The organism is Methylobacterium gossipiicola, from assembly GCF_900113485.1.
Classification (GTDB): Bacteria; Pseudomonadota; Alphaproteobacteria; order Rhizobiales; family Beijerinckiaceae; genus Methylobacterium; species Methylobacterium gossipiicola.
The window spans coordinates 105,526-121,560 of record NZ_FOPM01000009.1 but is presented as its reverse complement, the minus strand read 5'-3'; the positions used below and the strand labels follow the sequence as shown (position 1 = coordinate 121,560).

General features: G+C 70.0%; 16 protein-coding genes. 3 read left to right on the top strand and 13 right to left on the bottom strand.

The annotated features are described in order from the left end of the window. Nucleotides 1–117: 117 nt before the first annotated feature. The 4 genes from BM249_RS10350 to BM249_RS10335 form a co-directional block, all read right to left on the bottom strand. Nucleotides 118–534, bottom strand: a complete 417-nt coding sequence (locus BM249_RS10350; RefSeq protein WP_091971544.1) for a hypothetical protein — start codon at nucleotides 532–534, stop codon at nucleotides 118–120. Between the two features lie 249 nt (nucleotides 535–783). Continuing rightward, nucleotides 784–1,476: a uracil-DNA glycosylase gene (locus tag BM249_RS10345; RefSeq protein WP_091971542.1), complete on the bottom strand. Its 693-nt coding sequence runs from the start codon at nucleotides 1,474–1,476 to the stop codon at nucleotides 784–786. Nucleotides 1,477–1,485: 9 nt separating this feature from the next. Next, on the bottom strand, nucleotides 1,486–3,012 hold the full coding sequence (locus BM249_RS10340; protein WP_091971618.1) for a bifunctional metallophosphatase/5'-nucleotidase: 1,527 nt from the start codon (nucleotides 3,010–3,012) through the stop codon (nucleotides 1,486–1,488). Between the two features lie 72 nt (nucleotides 3,013–3,084). Further along, complete coding sequence (locus BM249_RS10335; protein ID WP_091971539.1) at nucleotides 3,085–4,038, bottom strand: class I SAM-dependent methyltransferase; 954 nt, start codon at nucleotides 4,036–4,038, stop codon at nucleotides 3,085–3,087. 102 nt (nucleotides 4,039–4,140) lie between these two features. Here BM249_RS10335 and hemH point away from each other — a divergent pair, with 102 nt between their 5' ends. The 3 genes from hemH (at nucleotide 4,141) to hisG (ending at nucleotide 7,460) form a co-directional block, all read left to right on the top strand. Further along, a complete protein-coding gene (hemH, locus tag BM249_RS10330) occupies nucleotides 4,141–5,214 on the top strand; it encodes a ferrochelatase (protein ID WP_091971536.1) in 1,074 nt (357 codons plus the stop codon). A gap of 106 nt (nucleotides 5,215–5,320) precedes the next feature. Then, complete coding sequence (locus tag BM249_RS10325) at nucleotides 5,321–6,475, top strand: ATP phosphoribosyltransferase regulatory subunit (protein ID WP_091971533.1); 1,155 nt, start codon at nucleotides 5,321–5,323, stop codon at nucleotides 6,473–6,475. A gap of 10 nt (nucleotides 6,476–6,485) precedes the next feature. Then, nucleotides 6,486–7,460 carry an ATP phosphoribosyltransferase gene (gene hisG, locus BM249_RS10320; protein WP_091971530.1) on the top strand — a complete coding sequence of 325 codons (975 nt, stop codon included), beginning with the start codon at nucleotides 6,486–6,488 and terminating at the stop codon, nucleotides 7,458–7,460. Between the two features lie 144 nt (nucleotides 7,461–7,604). On the opposite strand, the gene BM249_RS10315 is transcribed toward hisG, so the two are convergent. From BM249_RS10315 to BM249_RS10275, 9 genes are all read right to left on the bottom strand, one after another. Beyond that, nucleotides 7,605–8,588 carry an aliphatic sulfonate ABC transporter substrate-binding protein gene (locus BM249_RS10315; protein ID WP_091971527.1) on the bottom strand — a complete coding sequence of 328 codons (984 nt, stop codon included), beginning with the start codon at nucleotides 8,586–8,588 and terminating at the stop codon, nucleotides 7,605–7,607. Nucleotides 8,589–8,747: 159 nt separating this feature from the next. Then, entirely contained in the window at nucleotides 8,748–9,911 is a 1,164-nt protein-coding gene (ssuD, locus tag BM249_RS10310) for an FMNH2-dependent alkanesulfonate monooxygenase (protein WP_091971524.1), read from the bottom strand. A gap of 109 nt (nucleotides 9,912–10,020) precedes the next feature. Continuing rightward, nucleotides 10,021–10,881 (bottom strand): ATP-binding cassette domain-containing protein, encoded by an 861-nt coding sequence (locus BM249_RS10305; RefSeq protein ID WP_091971520.1) that lies wholly within the window; start codon nucleotides 10,879–10,881, stop codon nucleotides 10,021–10,023. A 42-nt stretch (nucleotides 10,882–10,923) separates the two neighbouring features. Beyond that, nucleotides 10,924–11,697: an aliphatic sulfonate ABC transporter permease SsuC gene (gene ssuC, locus BM249_RS10300; RefSeq protein ID WP_091971615.1), complete on the bottom strand. Its 774-nt coding sequence runs from the start codon at nucleotides 11,695–11,697 to the stop codon at nucleotides 10,924–10,926. A 5-nt stretch (nucleotides 11,698–11,702) separates the two neighbouring features. Then, a complete protein-coding gene (locus tag BM249_RS10295) occupies nucleotides 11,703–12,656 on the bottom strand; it encodes an aliphatic sulfonate ABC transporter substrate-binding protein (protein ID WP_091971517.1) in 954 nt (317 codons plus the stop codon). Continuing rightward, on the bottom strand, nucleotides 12,653–13,234 hold the full coding sequence (gene msuE / locus BM249_RS10290) for an FMN reductase (protein ID WP_091971514.1): 582 nt from the start codon (nucleotides 13,232–13,234) through the stop codon (nucleotides 12,653–12,655). Before msuE ends, BM249_RS10295 begins: the two co-directional genes overlap by 4 nt. 379 nt (nucleotides 13,235–13,613) lie before the next feature. Next, complete coding sequence (locus tag BM249_RS10285) at nucleotides 13,614–13,928, bottom strand: lysozyme inhibitor LprI family protein (protein ID WP_091971612.1); 315 nt, start codon at nucleotides 13,926–13,928, stop codon at nucleotides 13,614–13,616. Nucleotides 13,929–14,001: 73 nt separating this feature from the next. After that, entirely contained in the window at nucleotides 14,002–14,445 is a 444-nt protein-coding gene (hemJ, locus tag BM249_RS10280) for a protoporphyrinogen oxidase HemJ (RefSeq protein WP_091971511.1), read from the bottom strand. Beyond that, entirely contained in the window at nucleotides 14,445–15,575 is a 1,131-nt protein-coding gene (locus BM249_RS10275) for a uroporphyrinogen decarboxylase (RefSeq protein WP_091971508.1), read from the bottom strand. The genes hemJ and BM249_RS10275 overlap by 1 nt, the downstream gene beginning before the upstream one ends. Nucleotides 15,576–16,035 lie beyond the last annotated feature (460 nt).

Genomic DNA, 16,035 nt, shown 5'->3' with positions numbered 1-16,035 from the left:
TTCCCAAAGGGATCCGCCCTTTGGCGGGCTCGGGCGGAGCCCGAAACCCTTTCGATGATTCTGCCCATGCCGGAGGCCCCTCGGAGCCTCCGGCATGTTCCGTTGCGTGGGTCTTCTTTACTGCGCGGGCTTCGGCGTCGTCTCGGCGGGAGCGGCGGCGGGGGGCGCGCCGGCCGGCATCGGCGGCAGCAGCACGTTCTTGGCGATGTTGCCCTCGGGGCCATACTCACCGGCCACGGCGAGGCATGCCTTCTCGCGGTTGAGCTGCATCTGGTTCGACATCAGGGCGAACATCGTCTGAACCCGGCCGCCGAACGGCCCGCGCGGGCCGACATCGGCCGACCGGGTCCCCTGCTTCTCCAGGAGCGCGTCGAACTGATCGACGCCGATGCGGTAGCCGCAGACATTGGCGGCGGCGAAGATGTAGGCGGCGAATTCGAGGGCGCGCGGCTGGGGCGCGTTGCGGATCTCCGCCTGCGCCGCCACCGGAAGGGCGAGGGCGAGACTCAAGGCCAGGATGGGGCGTGCGAACATGGGTACGTTTCCTCGGGCGCGGCGGATTCTTAGGCTCCGCTTAGGGCTCGACGGAGATAGACCGCCCTCCCCCCGCCTCCAAGGGGCCGCGTCATCTCACGCTGTGTCCGGCTGATGCGCGATCGACTCGGTGTGACCTGCGCCCTCTCCTGAAAGGAGAGAGGGCCTGCGCTCGTCGGAAACCGAATGGATCAACGGCAACGCTGAGTCCGAACGCCGCGCGGGCTCGCTGACCCAGCGTCCGCGTGATCAGTCCAAGCGCCAATCGATGGGCGCGACGCCGTGCGCCGCGAGCCAAGCATTCGCCGCCGCGAAGGGCTGCGAGCCGGGAAAGTCGCGCTGGCGGTTGAGAGGCGAGGGATGGCCGGACTCGACGATGCCGTGGCGGGTCGTGTCGATGAGGGCCGCCCGCGCCCGCGCCTGCGCACCCCAGAGCAGGAACACCGCCGGCGCCTCGCGTTGCGACACCGCTTCCACGGCCTGATCCGTTAGGGCCGCCCAGCCATAGCGTAGATGCGCGCCGGATTTGCCCTTCTCCACCGTGAGGGCGGTGTTCAGGAGCAGCACGCCCCGCTCGGCCCAGGGGGTGAGGTCACCGCGCGACGGCTCGGCGGGCGCCTCGGGGAGTTCGGCGAGAATCACCTTGAGGGAAGCCGGAAGGCGCCGCGACCCGACATACGAGAAGGCGAGGCCGTTGGCGTCGCCCGGCGTCGGATACGGGTCCTGACCGAGAATCACGGCCTTCACCGCGGTGAGCGGCGTCAGCGCCAGGGCGTTGAAGATGTTCTCCGGCGCCGGCAGCACGGTGGCGCCTTGCGCGATGCGTTCGTCGACCCGCGCCGCCACGGTGTCGGCGGCGTCGCCTGAGAAGAACGGCAGATCGAGCCAGGGCGAGCCCGAGCGGCGAAAGCGTGCCAGGGCGTCGGCGACGGGGCCGGTCATGGGCGTTCCTCAGCGGGTCAGGATGCGCCCTTCCGATGAAACGGCGAGGGGCGTGTTGGCCCGGATGTAGGCCATCACCGCATTGGCGACGAGGGTGCCGTCGGTGCGGCCGATGAGGGTCCGCCCGCGAGCCAAGGCGCCGTAGCCGTTGCCGCCGTCGTACAGGAAGCTGTTCGAGGCCACCGTGTAGGCGCGTCCCGGATCGAGGGGCACGCCGTCATGCGTGAGGGCGACGACCCGCGACCCGACGGGGGCGGCGGGATCGACGGTGACGACGAGGCCCGAGACCTGCGGGAAGCGCCCGGCCGGGCGCCCGAACTCGGACAGGCCGATCTCCAGCAGGGCGCGAATCTGCGCGCCCGACAGTTCCACGAGAACCGTGGTGTTGCCGAAGGGCAGTTCGAGGAGGATGTCGCGCCGGGTCAGCACGCGGCCGGCCGGATACAGGGTGTCGCCGCGAATGCCGCCGCCATTGACGATGGCCAGATCCGCGCCCGTCTCGGCCCGGAGCGCATCCGCCACGAGGCTGCCGAAACTCGCCTCCCGCGCCCGCACGGAGGCGACGCGGCTGTCCAGGGGCAGGCGGGTCTCGCCCACCGGCACGTCGAGCTCGCGGGACAGGTCGCGCTCGAAGCGGCGGACCACCGCCAGGGTCTCGGGGTCCGGAACCACGCTCGCCGAATCATGGACGCGAAAGCTCGGGCGCCAGGTCACGGTGCGGGCCTTGCCCGAGCCGTTGACCGCCACCGTGACGTCGATGGCGGTGACGAAATGGGCGTCGAAGCTCGATTCCACCATCACGGTCTGGCCGTCGTAGCGCAGGGCGAGATCGTGGTCGTGGCCCGACAGGAGGATGTCGACGAGGCGGGCCGCGACGATGGCCTCGTCCGTCTCCCGCCCGGTGTGGCAGATGCCGACCACGAGGTCGGCGCCCTCTTCGCGAAGGCTCGCCGCTTCCCGCGCCAGGGTCTCGAATTCGGGGCCGAAGCGCAGGTCACCCGATTGCGACTTCTCCGGCGTGCTCGCGAGGGCGATGCCGACGATTCCGACCCGGATACCGCCCAGCGTCATCAGGGTCCGGTCGCGGACGCCGCGCAGGGGCCGGCCCTCGCCATCGCGGAGATTGGCGGCGAACACGGGAAAGCTCGCCTCGCCCATGCGCCGGGCGAAGATCGCCGGGCCGAAATCGAATTCGTGATTGCCCGGCACGAACACGTCGGGGGGTGCGAGGTTGAGGAGTTCGACCATGTGCGCCCCCAGGTCGAAGCCCGACATCAGGGACGGCGACAGGGTATCGCCCGCATGGGCGTAGACGAGCGGCACGCCCCGTGCCCGTTCCGCCTTCACGATGGCGTTGAGGCGGGCGAGCCCGCCGCGTCCGTCCGTCTCCGACATCCGGTAGAGGTCGTTGACGAGGAGCAGGGTGAAGGTCGGCTCGGGCGCGGCCGGCTCCGCCGCGCGGACTTGCGTGCCGAGACCGGCGCCGAGGCCCGCCCCGAGCAGGCCGAAGGTCTGGCGGCGATTGGGACGGGGCATGGATTCGGTCTCGACGTGGAAAGCCGGCTCCATCTTGACCCGTCGCACGCGACGCGCGTGCGACGGGGTCGATCAGCGCGCCACGAAGGTGTCGCGCACGGCCTTGGCGTTGCGGCGCAGCATCGGCCAGATCCAGGCGCCGGAGGCGAGGTAGGCGCCCGCCGGCATCGGCTTCAGGTCCACGGCGAGGCGCTGAGCCAGACCCGGCACGGCCAGAGCGCCCACGGGGGCATCGGTCTTGGCGTAGACCACCGTGGTGTCCTCGCGCCAATAATCGGGATGCGGCACGAGGCCGGCGCGGCGGGCGGTGAGATCGAAGGTCTCGCGCACGAAGCCGTGGACATGGGCGAAGTGGAAGCGTTCGTGCGGCGGCTTGCCCGTGGCGGCCATGTTCGGCACGGCGGCGTAGAGCACCCCATCGGGCTTCAGCCAGCGCGACAGGCGCACCATCACGTCGGCGGGATCGCGCAGGTGCTCCATGACGTGATGGGTGGTGATGACGTCGAAATGCCCCGCCGGGAAGCGGGCATCGTCGGCATCGTCCAGCACCTCGACGCCGTGCTGCTTACGGGCATAGGCGGCGTAGTCCCGGCCCGGCTCGACCCCGATGGCCTCGCAGCCCTTGGCGCGCGCGGCGGCCAGGAACTCGCCCGAGCCCGAACCGAAATCGAGGACGCGGGCACCGGGTTTCAGCTTCGGCGCCAGGAGGTTCGCGCGGAACGTCGCCTCGCGGGCGGAGCGGTTGAGGTGGTTGCGCGGCGGGCCGCCCGCGAAGGCGAGCTGGTAATCGGCCCGGTAGGCGGTGGCGTAATAGTTCGCCAACTCGGCCGGGGTCGGCATCGGGTCCGTGCGGATGAGGCCGCATTGCTCGCAGGCGATGGAGCGCAGGGTCTTCAGCCGGCGGTCGGTTTCGGCCACCGTCACGCTGCGGGTCGAGCCACAGAGATTGCAGGCGGTCGGGGCACCCGTATAGGGATAGCCCGTGAACGGCATGAAGTGGTTGAAGAAGTACCGGGGAGACGGCATGTCGCGCCTTGATCCATCGGGTGATGCTGGCAGGCTGCCTGCTCTAGATAGATATCCCAGCCGAGACAACTTTGCCGCCCGCGCGGCGCGCCCGGAAGCCCGATGACCGAACACGTCGCCCCGACGTCCCTGCAGGACAGCATGCCCCTTCAGACCAAAACCGCCCCCTTGCCGGCCGACCACCCGCCCGTGCGCTGGGGCCGCATCGGCGTGCTCCTCACCAACCTCGGCACCCCCGAGGGCACGAGCTACTGGCCCATGCGCCGCTACCTCAAGGAGTTCCTGTCCGATCGCCGGGTCATCGAGGTGCCGCGCCTGATCTGGTGGCCGCTCCTCAACCTCATCATCCTGACGAAGCGTCCGGGTCCGAAGGGGCGCGACTACGCCAGCGTGTGGAACACCGAGCGCGACGAGGGACCGCTCAAGACCATCACCCGGGGTCAGGCCGAGGGCCTGCAGGCGGCCATGGGCGACAGCGTCGTGGTCGATTGGGCCATGCGCTACGGCAAGCCCGAGATGGACAAGCGCATCCAGGCGCTGCTCGACCAGGGCTGCGACCGCATTCTCCTCGTGCCGCTCTATCCGCAATACGCCGCCGCCACTTCGGCCACCGCCTGCGATCAGGCGTTCAAGGCCCTGATGAAGATGCGCTGGCAGCCGACCTTGAGGGTCTCGGCGCCCTATCACGACGATCCGGTCTACATCGACGCCATCGCGACCTCGATCCGAGAGGGCTTGGCCAAGCTCGATTTCGAGCCGGAGGTGATCCTCACGTCGTTCCACGGGGTGCCGAAGAGCTATCTCCTCAAGGGCGACCCCTACCATTGCCAGTGCGTGAAGACCGGCCGCCTCGTGCGCGAGGCGCTCGGCTTCTCGGCCGAGAAGATGCGCACCACCTTCCAGTCGCGCTTCGGCAACGAGGAATGGCTGCGCCCCTACACCGACGAGACCGTGCAGGAACTGGCCAAAAGCGGCGTGAAGCGCATGGCCATCGTAGCGCCGGGCTTCTCGGCCGATTGCCTCGAGACCCTGGAAGAGCTCGACGGCGAGAACCGGCACTATTTCGAGGACAATGGCGGCGAGCGCTTCGCCTACATTCCCTGCCTCAACGACGGGGCGCTCGGCCTCAAGGTGATCGAGACCGTGGTGCGGCGCGAGTTGCAGGGCTGGCTGTAGGGGCGGCCGACAAAACGCCCGGTCGCCGGGCGTTTTTGGGGCCGCGCGCGGTCGCCAAGGCGGATTCCCGTTGCTACGAGGACGCGATGACTGAGCGGGCGAACCCATGACGAACTCGGTGGCCGGCGGCGCGATCGCCGGCGGAGAATCCCACGGCACGGCGCGCCTGCTCGCCCATTTCGGGCAAGCGGGCTACGGCGCGGTGACGCCGCCGGTGCTCCAGCCCGTGGAGCCGTTCCTCGACCTGTCGGGCGAGGATATCCGCCGCCGCATCTTCGTGACCCAGGATGCCGGGGGCGCCGAACTCTGCCTGCGGCCCGAATTCACGATTCCCGTCTGCCGCCACCACCTCGCACACGGCCACGGCATCCCGGCCGATTACAGCTATTGCGGGCCGGTGTTTCGCCTGGGCCGCGACGAGCCCGACGAGTTCCTGCAGGCCGGGATCGAATCCATCGGCCGCACCGATATCCCGGCGGCGGATGCCGAGGTGCTGGGCCTCGCCCTGGACGGTCTGGCCGCCATGGGGCGCGGCGACAACGCCGTGCGCCTCGGCGATATGGGCCTCCTCGACGCGCTCCTCGACGCCCTCGCGGTGCCCCCGGCCGCCAAGCGCCGGACCCTGCGGGCCATCGCGGCCGGCCGGTCCCTCGATGAGGTCACCAACGGCGCGCGCCAGGAGGACTCCCATGCGGGCCTGCTCGCGGCGATCCAGGGGCAGGACCCCAAGGGCGTGCGCGCCTTCGTGGAGGATGTGCTCTCCATCGCGGGCATCTCGCGGGTCGGCGGGCGCAGCGCGGGCGAGATCGCCGAGCGCTTCCTGTCGAAGGCCGCCGCCCAGGCGAGCGGCGGCGCCGGCCTCAATCCGGACAACCGCGCCCTCATCGAACGCTACCGCGCCATCGCGGGCGATCCCGATGCGGCGGCGACGGCCATGCGCGATCTCATCCGCGCCGCCGGCCTCGATCATCCGCCCCTGGAGGCGGCGCTCTCCCTGTTCGAGGAACGCACGGGCTTCATGGCGGCGCGGGGCCTGCCCGTCGAGCGCTTCGCCTTCTCGGGGGGCTTCGCGCGCAACCTCGACTACTACACCGGCTTCATCTTCGAGGTGACGGCGGCCGGCGCCCCCGGCCTGCCCCTCGTCGGCGGCGGCCGTTACGACGGGTTGCTGCAGCACCTCGGCAGCCCGATCCCGGTGCCGGCGGTGGGCTGCGCCGTGTGGCTCTCGCGGGTCGCCCCGTCCGACACTCCCCAACGTTGAGCCGGTGCCGATGACCGATCCCCTCGTCCTCGCCGTGCCCTCCAAGGGGCGTCTGCAGGAGAACGCCGCCGCCTTCTTCGCCCGCGCCGGTCTGAAGCTCGCCCAGAACACGGGCGCCCGCGACTATCGCGGCAAGCTCGTGGGCGTGCCGGGCGTCGAGGTCCGCTACCTCTCGGCCTCCGAGATCGCGGCGCAGCTCGCCTCGGGTGCCGCCCATCTCGGCATCACCGGCGAAGACCTCATCCGCGAATCCCTGCCGGAGGCGCGGGGGCAGGTGGAATTGCTCACGCCCCTGGGCTTCGGTCAGGCGACGGTGGTGGTCGCCGTGCCCCAGGCCTGGATCGACGTGCGGGCGATGAGCGACCTCGACGAGGTCGCCGCCGAGATGCGGGTGCGTCACGGCAAGCGCCTGCGCGTCGCTACGAAATACGTGAACCTCACCCGCCGGTTCTTCGCCGAGCACGGAGTCGCGGATTACCGCATCGTGGAGAGTCTGGGCGCCACCGAGGGCGCCCCGGCGGCGGGCTCGGCGGAGATCATCGTCGACATCACCACCACGGGGGCGACCCTCGCCGCCAACGCCCTGAAGATCCTGGATGACGGGGTCATCCTGCGCTCGGAAGCCAACCTCGTCGCCTCCCTCAACGCCGCCTGGGGTCCGAGCCCGCGCAACGCCCTGCGGGCCGTTCTCGGCCGCATCCAGGCGGAGGAGCGCGCCCGCACCACCCGCGAGGTTCGCGCCGCGATGCCGGATGACGGCGACATCGATCTGGCCGGCATCTCGGCCCTGCACGACGCCGAGTTGCCCTACGGCGCCCCCGAGGGACGGGGCGAGATGGTGCTGCATTGCCCCGTCGACGCGGTGTTCGACCTCGCCGACGCCCTGGTGAAGGCCGGCGCCAATTCGGTGAGCGTGCGCAAGATCGATTACGCCTTCACGCCCGACAACCCGCTGATGGACCGGCTTCTGGCCCGGTTGGGGTGATCCGCGTTCGCTTGAGGAAAGCGGTCGCCGGATCGGCAAGCCCGCGCGTCGCCGAACGCCGCCGTCCCGCCGGACCGAATGAACGCGAGAGGTCCCCTCTCCTTCCGAAAGAGGGGACCCGCCTTCACAGGGACCGAGCGGTTGTCAGGTGCCCGGCTTCCACACCGCGTCCGCCACCGTCAGGGGTTTCGGCAGCAGGCCGAGGCGGTGGAAGGTGTCGGCCACCGCCTGCTGGTCGGCCACCGTGGCGGCGTTCAGCGGCGTGACGCCGTAGGTGAGGCGCTTGAGGGCCACGGTAAGGATCGGCGCCGGAATGCCGACGGACGGGGCGAGTTCGGCCGCGACCGTGTCGGTGTTGTCCTTGGCCCAGGCGTCGATGGCACCGATGGCCGCGAGCAAGGTGTCGAGGACGGCGCGGTTGGCGGCCGCGTCCGTGAAGGGCCGGCGCGAGAGGTAGAACTGCCGGTTGGGCACCAGGCCCTCGCCGGTCACCAGGGTACGCGCGCCCGTCGCCCGCTCGCCGGAGGCGAGGTAGGGATCCCAGATCGCCCAGGCGTCGACGGAGCCGCGCGCGAAGGCGGCAGCGGCATCGGCGGGCCCCAGGAAGGCGAGCTTCACGGCGTCGTAGGGCACGCCCGCCGCCTCCAGGGCGCGCACGAGGAAGTAATGGACGTTGGAGCCCTTGTTGAGGGCGATGGTCTTGCCGCGCAGGTCGGCCACGGTGCGGATCGGGCTGCCGGCGGCGACGAGAATCGCCTCGCCCAGGGGCGCGGCCGGCTCATGGGCGACGTAGACGAGGTCGCGGCTCGCGGCCTGGGCGAAGATCGGCGGGGCCTCGCCGGCCGAACCGAAATCGATGGCTCCGGCGTTCAGGGCTTCCATGAGGGGCGGCCCCGACGGGAATTCCGACCAGGCGACGCGGTAGCCCAGGGGCTTCAGGCGCTCTTCGAGCAGGCCCTTGCCCTTGAGGAGCACCAGGGTGCCGTACTTCTGATAGCCGATGCGGATCACCTTCTCGTCGGCGCGGGCCTGAAGTGCGGTGAGGACCAGGAATGCGAGGGCGGCGGCGATCCACGTCCAGGCTCGGGATGGCCTTGGAATGGTGAGGGCACGGGTGGTGTGTGGCATGGATCGGGTCGTCCTTGGGTTCGAGATCGGTTCGTCTCGATCACCCTGACCTCGATGGTCGCAACGAGCCCCCTCCCCTGAAAGGTGTGGGGACCCGTGTCAGACCGATCGCGGGATCGGGACGATCGAGCGTCGAAAACTGGGAGAGGGAACGGGCCTTCAGTGCGCCGACACCTGTCGGTTCGGCACGATGTCGTTGGCGATGACTTCGCCGAACGGTCCGTCATTGCGGGCGTTGGTCGGCGCGACGCCGGTGGTGGCGCGTAAAGGAAGCTTCGGGAACACGAGTTCGGCGAAGCGGTAGGCTTCCTCGAGGTGCGGATAGCCGGAGAGGATGAACCGGTCGATGCCGAGATCGATGTATTCCTTCATCCGGTCGGCGACCTGATCCGCCGATCCGACCAGGGCGGTCCCCGCCCCCCCGCGCACGAGGCCCACGCCTGCCCAGAGGTTGGGCGAGACTTCGAGCTTCGTCCGGTCGCCGCCGTGGAGCGCCATCATCCGGCTCTGGCCGACGGAATCCTGGCGCTTCAGGGTCGCCTGCGCCCGCGCGATGGTGGCGTCGTCGACGCGGGAGATGAGGTCGTTGGCCGCCGCCCAAGCCTCGCCCTCCGTCTCGCGGACGATGACGTGCAGGCGGATGCCGTACGAGAAGGTTTTACCTTTTCGGTCGGCGGCTTCCCGTGCCTTGGCGATCTTCTCCGCGACCCCGGCCGGGGGCTCGCCCCAGGTGAGATAGACCTCGCAATGCTCGGCCGCGACCTCGATGCCGGCGGGCGACGAGCCGCCGAAATAGAGCGGCGGATAGGGCTTCTGAACGGGCGGGAAGATCACCCGGCCTTCCTCGACCTTGAGGTGCTTGCCCTCGTAGCTCACGGTCTCGCCGGCCATGAGCCCGCGCCAGATGTGCAGGAACTCGTCGGTGACGACGTAGCGCTCGTCGTGATCGAGGAACACGCCGTCGCCGCGCAGTTCCACCGGATCGCCACCCGTGACCACGTTGATGAGGAGGCGCCCATCGGAGATCCGGTCGAGGGTCGCGGCCATGCGGGCGGCAACGGCGGGCTCCTGCAGGCCGGGGCGCACGGCGACGAGGAAGCGCAGGCGCTGGGTCAGGGGTGCCAGCGCCGAGGCCACCACCCAGGAATCCTCACACGAGCGCCCCGTGGGGAGCAGCACGCCGTAATAGCCGAGCTCGTCGGCGGCCTGGGCGATCTGCCGGAGATACGGCAGGGTCACGGCTCGCGCGCCCTCCGAGGCGCCGAGGTAGCGGCCATCGCCGTGGGTGGGCAGGAACCAGAGAACGTCGGTCTGAGCGGTCATGGAGCACTTTCCGAAAGGAATGGGCGCGGCTTCGTGTCTCTCACAGCACGCCCGCTGACCGTCGGCCTCAAGGCGAGAACCGTCCGGGCGGGAGTTCTGTGCGACACTTTCAGGCCGGCGCGTGGGTCTGGAGAAGGTGATCGAGGATGCGGCCTTCGAGGGCCGCGAGAATCGGGTCGCCACGCCGACGGGGCCGGGGCACCTCGACCTTCACGTCGAGGGCGATGCGCCCGTCCTCGACGACGAGGATGCGGTCGGCCAGGGCGACGGCCTCGGCGACGTCGTGGGTGACCAGGAGGGCGGTGAAGCCCTGCGCCTGCCAGATTTCCTCGATCATCGCCTGCATGCCGATGCGGGTGAGGGCGTCGAGGGCCCCCAGGGGCTCGTCGAGGGCGAGCAAACCGGGGCGGGAGACGAGGGCGCGGGCCAGCGCCACGCGCTGGCGCTGGCCGCCCGACAGGGTGGCGGGCCATTGGCCGGCCTTGTCGGCGAGACCGACTTCGCCCAGCGCCGTGAGGGCGCGGGCGCGGCGCTCGGCCTTGGTGCCGGTCTCGCCCAAGCCCACGGCGACGTTGTCGGCCACATGGGCCCAGGGCAGGAGGCGCGGCTCCTGGAACATGATGCGCTTGGGCGGCGGCCGCACGCCCTCGGATTCGAGGACGACGCGGCCGGAACTCGGCTGCTCCAGGCCGAGGATGAGCCGCAGCAGTGTGCTCTTGCCGCAGCCCGAGCGACCGACCACGGCCACGAACTGCCCGGCCGGGATGTGGAGGTCGAGGTTTTCGATCACCGTATGGCCGTCGAAGGCTTTCGACAGATCACGGACGGTGACGGCGAGGCCCCCCGGAGCGTCCCGCTCCCGCGAGCGGGCGCGGGTCGGCGGCTCCTGCACGGGCCGCTCGGCCGGCTGCCAGAGGGGAAGGGTTTCCAGCACGGGAGTGTCGTGGACGCGCAGGGCGGTGGCGATCATGGCCGAGTCCGTTGAAATTTCAGGCAGGGGCGAGGCGATGCCTCAAACGGTCCGGTAGGCGGGGTTCCAGGCCAGACAGGTGCGCTCGAGCCAGCGGGTCAGCACGTCGGCGAGCTTGCCGAGGCCGGCGTAGATCACGATGGCCAGCACCACGACGTCGACGAGCATGAACTCGCGGGCCTGCATGGCCATGTAGCCGAGGCCCGAGGAGGCCGAGATCGTCTCCGCCACGATGAGGGTCAGCCACATGATGCCCAGCGCGTAGCGCAGGCCGACGAAGATCGACGGCAGGGCGCCGGGCAGCACCACCCGGGTGAACAGGCTCCAGGACGACAGGCCGTAGACCCGGCCCATCTCCACGAGTTGCGGATCGACGGAGCGGATACCGTGCAGGGTGTTGGCGTAGACGGGGAAGAACACGCCGAGGGCCACGAGGAAGAGCTTGGCCTCCTCGCCGATGCCGAACCACAGGATCACCAGGGGGATGAGGGAGAGATGGGGCACGTTGCGCACCATCTGCACCGTGGTGTCGGTGAGCCGATCGGAGACTTTCGATAGGCCGTTGGCGAGGCCGAGCGCGAAGCCGATGCCGCCGCCGACGGCGAAGCCCGCGAGCGCCCGCAGGGTGCTGACCCAGAGGTTGGCCCAGAGTTCGCCCGTGCGGCCGAGCTGCCAGCCCGCCGCGATCACGTCGAGGGGAGCCGGCATGAACCGGGTCGAGACGAGGCCGGCGGAACTCGCCGCCTGCCAGCCCAGCACGATGCCGAGCGGCAGGAGCCAGGGCGTGAGGCCGTCGCGAAGGGGGATGCGTGCCATGGGGATCAGCCGTTGGAAGGCGCCGCCCAAACCGCATCGGCGACGCGGATGGGCTTCGGGATGAGGCCGACGGCATGGAACCGGTCGGCGATGGCCTGCTGCTCGGCCACGAGGTCGGGCGTCACCGGGCCGATGACGTAATCCGTGCGGGCGACGGCCCGCTCGGTGGCGGCCAGCGGCACGCCGGTGCCGCGCGACAGGATGGCGGCGACCTCGGAGCGGTTGGCCTCGCACCAAGTCGCGACGCCCGACAGGGCGTCGACCACGGCCTTGACGATCTCCGGCCGGGCCTGCGCCACGGTGCGGTTGGCGAGGAAGAAGTTGTTCGGCTTCGCGATGTCCGTGGCCAGCGCCAGGACGCGGACGCCGGGGCGCCCTTGCGCCAGGGCGAAATACGGGTCCCAGATCGTCCAGGCATCGATCTGACCGCTGGCGAAGGCCGCCGCCGCGTCGGCCGGCGCCAGGGTGACGGGGACGATGTCGGGATAGGTCAGGCCGGCTTTCGCCAGCGCCGCCAGGGTGAGGTTGTGCGCGCTCGACGCCTTGGCGAAGGCGACGCGCTTGCCCTTGAGGTCCGCCAGCGTCCGGATCGATGATCCCTCCGCCACCAGGATCGCGGCGCCCGAGCCCGCCGCGCCCTGAGCCGCCGCATAGACGAGGTCGCTCCCGGCGGCCTGGGCGAAGATCGGCGGGGCGTCGCCGGTCTGTCCGAAATCGATGCCGCCGATGTTGAGGGCCTCCAGGAGCGGAGGCCCGAACGAGAATTCCGTCCAGGCGACCTGCGTGCCTAAGGGCTTGAGGCGCGCTTCGATGACGCCCTGCTGCTTAGCGACGACGAGGATGCCGTTCTTCTGGTAGCCGATGCGGAACACCGGATCCGCCGCGCGGGCGGGCCGGGGAAGAGCCGCACCGGCCGCCGTGGCCAGGGCCGCCGCGACGAGGGTCCGCCGGTCGATCATCGGCCGGCTCCCGCCACGGCGCGGACGCCCTGGCGCGCCGCCGCGGCGTGGATGAGCTGGCCGGCGAGTTGTCCGGCGGCGTCGGCGACGCGGGCCCGCACGCCGGCCTCCGTCAGGACACCATCGGTGAAATCGGCATCGGAGGCGTAGACGGCGGTCGGCAGGGCCAGCGCCCCGAAGAACCCGAACAGCGGCCGGAATGCGTGCTCGACCACGAGGGCGTGGCGGGCGCCGCCCCCCGTGGCCACGATGGCGACGGGCGTGCCCGTGAGCGCCGTCGGATCGACGAGATCGAACAGGTGCTTGAACAGGCCGGTATAGGCGCCCTTGTAGACGGGCGAGCCGACGATGAGGCCGTCCGCCGCCTCGATGGCCTCGACGATGCGGCGGGCCGGCAGGGACAGGTCCTGCCGCGACCAGGCGGCCCCGAGGGCGGTGCCGGCATCGACCATGTCGAACAGCTGGATGTCGGCCTGGAGCTGGGTCTCGGTCTGGGCGGCGACGGCCTCCACGAGGCTGCGCGTCTTCGAGGGGCGCTGCAGATTCGCGCTGAAGCCCACGATGCGAGGACGTGTCATGATGGTTCCGATCGGACAGCTTTTTGAAGGAAAGGCAGCGTCGCCCGAAGCAACGCTGTATTCATAAAAAGATGTCCGACGGCCACGCGCCGGTCAATGAAACGTTCCTGCAAAGATCAGTCGGAACAAGGATGGTCTTGTTCTCAACTCCACGCGTGGGCAGGATATTCTTTCGCGACGCACCGAAGCCCCCCGAGATTTCAGACCGCTTCGCCTAGGGGACGGTCTCCGCCTGATCGAAGCCGAAACCGTCTCACAAAGCCCGCGCGGCGCGTGAGGACAACCGAACTCCGCCCGTCACCGGCAAGCAAACGGAGTTCGTGTCGCGGAATCCTGCCGCTTCCGGGTGATCGCCGCGGATCGCTGCGATGCGACGGGATCAGAGCGGCCCCTGCTTGGCGAATTCCGAAAACACCGCCCGTAGGGTCGTCAGCCGGGCATCGTAGGCTTGGGTGAGGCAGGCGAGGTCGGCCCCGCAGGCGCGGCGCTCCGTGAGCCACGCTTCCTGATCCTCGCGCAGCTTGGCGTTGCCGCCCATGGGCAGCATCGCCCGCAGGATCTCGAACCGCGTCGCCATCTCGACGTCACGGTCGTTGAGGGGAAGATGGGCGCAGACCGCCTTCTCGTCGGCGGCCTCGGCCCTATCGCACGGGAAACTCGCCGCCCCGGCGGCTCCCGTAGTGACGAGGAGCATGACGATTCCGGCGAGGACGGACGTCGGATCGATACGCATGGCAGTCCTCGGAAAACGGATCGGATCTGCGTCTCTACGTTCCCGGCTTCAGCACCACCAGCACGACGATGACGACCATCAGCAGGGTCGGGGCCTCGTTGAGCACCCGGTAGAACGTGTGGCCGCGCGTGTTCCGGTCGGCGGCGAAATCCTTGACCATGCGGGCGAGCCAGCCGTGGATGCCGCTCATGGCGAGCACGAGGGCGGCTTTCGCCTGGAGCCATCCGGCGGCGTAGAACCCGCTCTGCCAAGCGAGGATCAGGCCGAAGATCCAGGTGGCGATCATGGCCGGCGTCATGATCGCCTTGAGGAGCCGGCGCTCCATGACCTTGAAGGTCTCGGACTGCGCCTGCGCGTGCGGTCCCGGCACCAGGGAGGCGTGGTAGACGAACAGGCGCGGCAGATAGAGCATCGCCGCCATCCAGGAGATGACGGCGACGATGTGGAGCGCCTTGATCCAGAGGTAGAGGCTGTCCATCAGCCGCGCAGCCGCTTCAGCATCTGCTCGACATGGGCGATGGGCGTCTGCGGCGTGATGCCGTGGCCAAGGTTGAAGATGTGCGGCAGGCCGTCCGTGGCCGCGAGCACGCCGTCCACGGCGGCGTCCAGGGCCGCGCCACCCTCAATGAGCGTCTCGGGATGGACGTTGCCCTGCGTGACCGTGGAGGCCGGCACGCGGCCCCGCAGGGCCGCGAGATCCACCGACCAGTCGACGCCGACGGCATCGGCCGCCGTCTCGGGCACCACGCGGGCATGACCGTCGAGGCCCGAGCCCCGGGCGAACACGATGATCTTCGCGCCCGGCACGCGGGCCCGCACACCCGCGATCATCCGCGCGATGGGCTGGAGCGACCAGCGGGTCAGGGCATCGCGGGGGCCGGTCTCCGGCAGGGCGCTCTCGGCGACGTCGTTGACGGGCGCCTCTTCGGGCTCCGCAGCACCACGCGCATCGGGCAGCGACCCCGCATGGGACTCGAAGATCTGCACGGCGTCGGCCCCGGCCTCGAGCTGGCGCACGAGGTACTCCGTCTGCACCGTCACGAGGCGGTCGATGAGGGCTTCGACGAGGGCGGTGTCGTGGCGGGCAAGCGCCCGCGACGGGGCGAGGTCGGGCGTGCCGCGTCCGCCGATCATGTAGCTCGCCACCGTCCAGGGCGCGCCGCAGAAACCGAGCAGCGTGGTCTCGCGGGGAAGCTCGGCCCGCAGGCGCCGCACGGTCTCGAACACAGGGGCCAAGTGCGAAAAAATCGCCGGATCGTCGGCCTGGCGCAGGCGCTCGAACTCGGCCCGGCCCGCCATCGGGTCGAGGCGCGGCCCCTCCCCTTCCACGAAGCGGACGTTCTGCCCGAGGGCGTCGGGGACCACGAGGATGTCGGAGAACAGGATCGACGCCTCGAAGCCGAAGCGGCGGATCGGCTGCAGGGTCACTTCCGTGGCGAAATCCGGATTGTAGCAGAGGTCGAGGAACGAACCGGCCTTCGCCCGCACTGCCCGATACTCGGGGAGATAACGCCCGGCCTGACGCATCATCCAGGCGGGCGGTCGCGCCTGCGCCTCGCCGGAGAGCACCCGCAGGACCACGCGGTCCGCCCCATCACCCTGGCTCATCCGATCTCCGACCCTAAGCACCGTGATCGCTATGTAGCACCGATGCTCCGGCTGTCTCCCCTCGAAAACCGTCCTTGCCGCCTATCCGGATGGATCGCGACGGATCGGTCCCCACACGGCCCCTCTAAAAGGAAAGAGAGATTCTAGGACTCTGTTTTTTCTTTTAGGGGGCCGGATGGCGGGAGCGGAAAAACGTCCACAGGCCGTCCCCGCCGCCACGGCGTTAAGAGGGCTTTAACGGATTGAGAGCAATGTCCCGGATAGACGATGCGAGACAGTGCCTTGCGTGGCGTGATGCGCCGCCGGAGGCCGGTCGGTCCCTGATTCTCCCAAACCCGCGTTTTCACGACGCGCGCCTGATGGGGTGTGGAGGCCAGAGTCGACAAGACGGGGCGGCCTTTCCCTGGACCCCGTTGGCGAGCCGGCTTATCCACACTCATCGACTCCCCCTAGGCGGCGC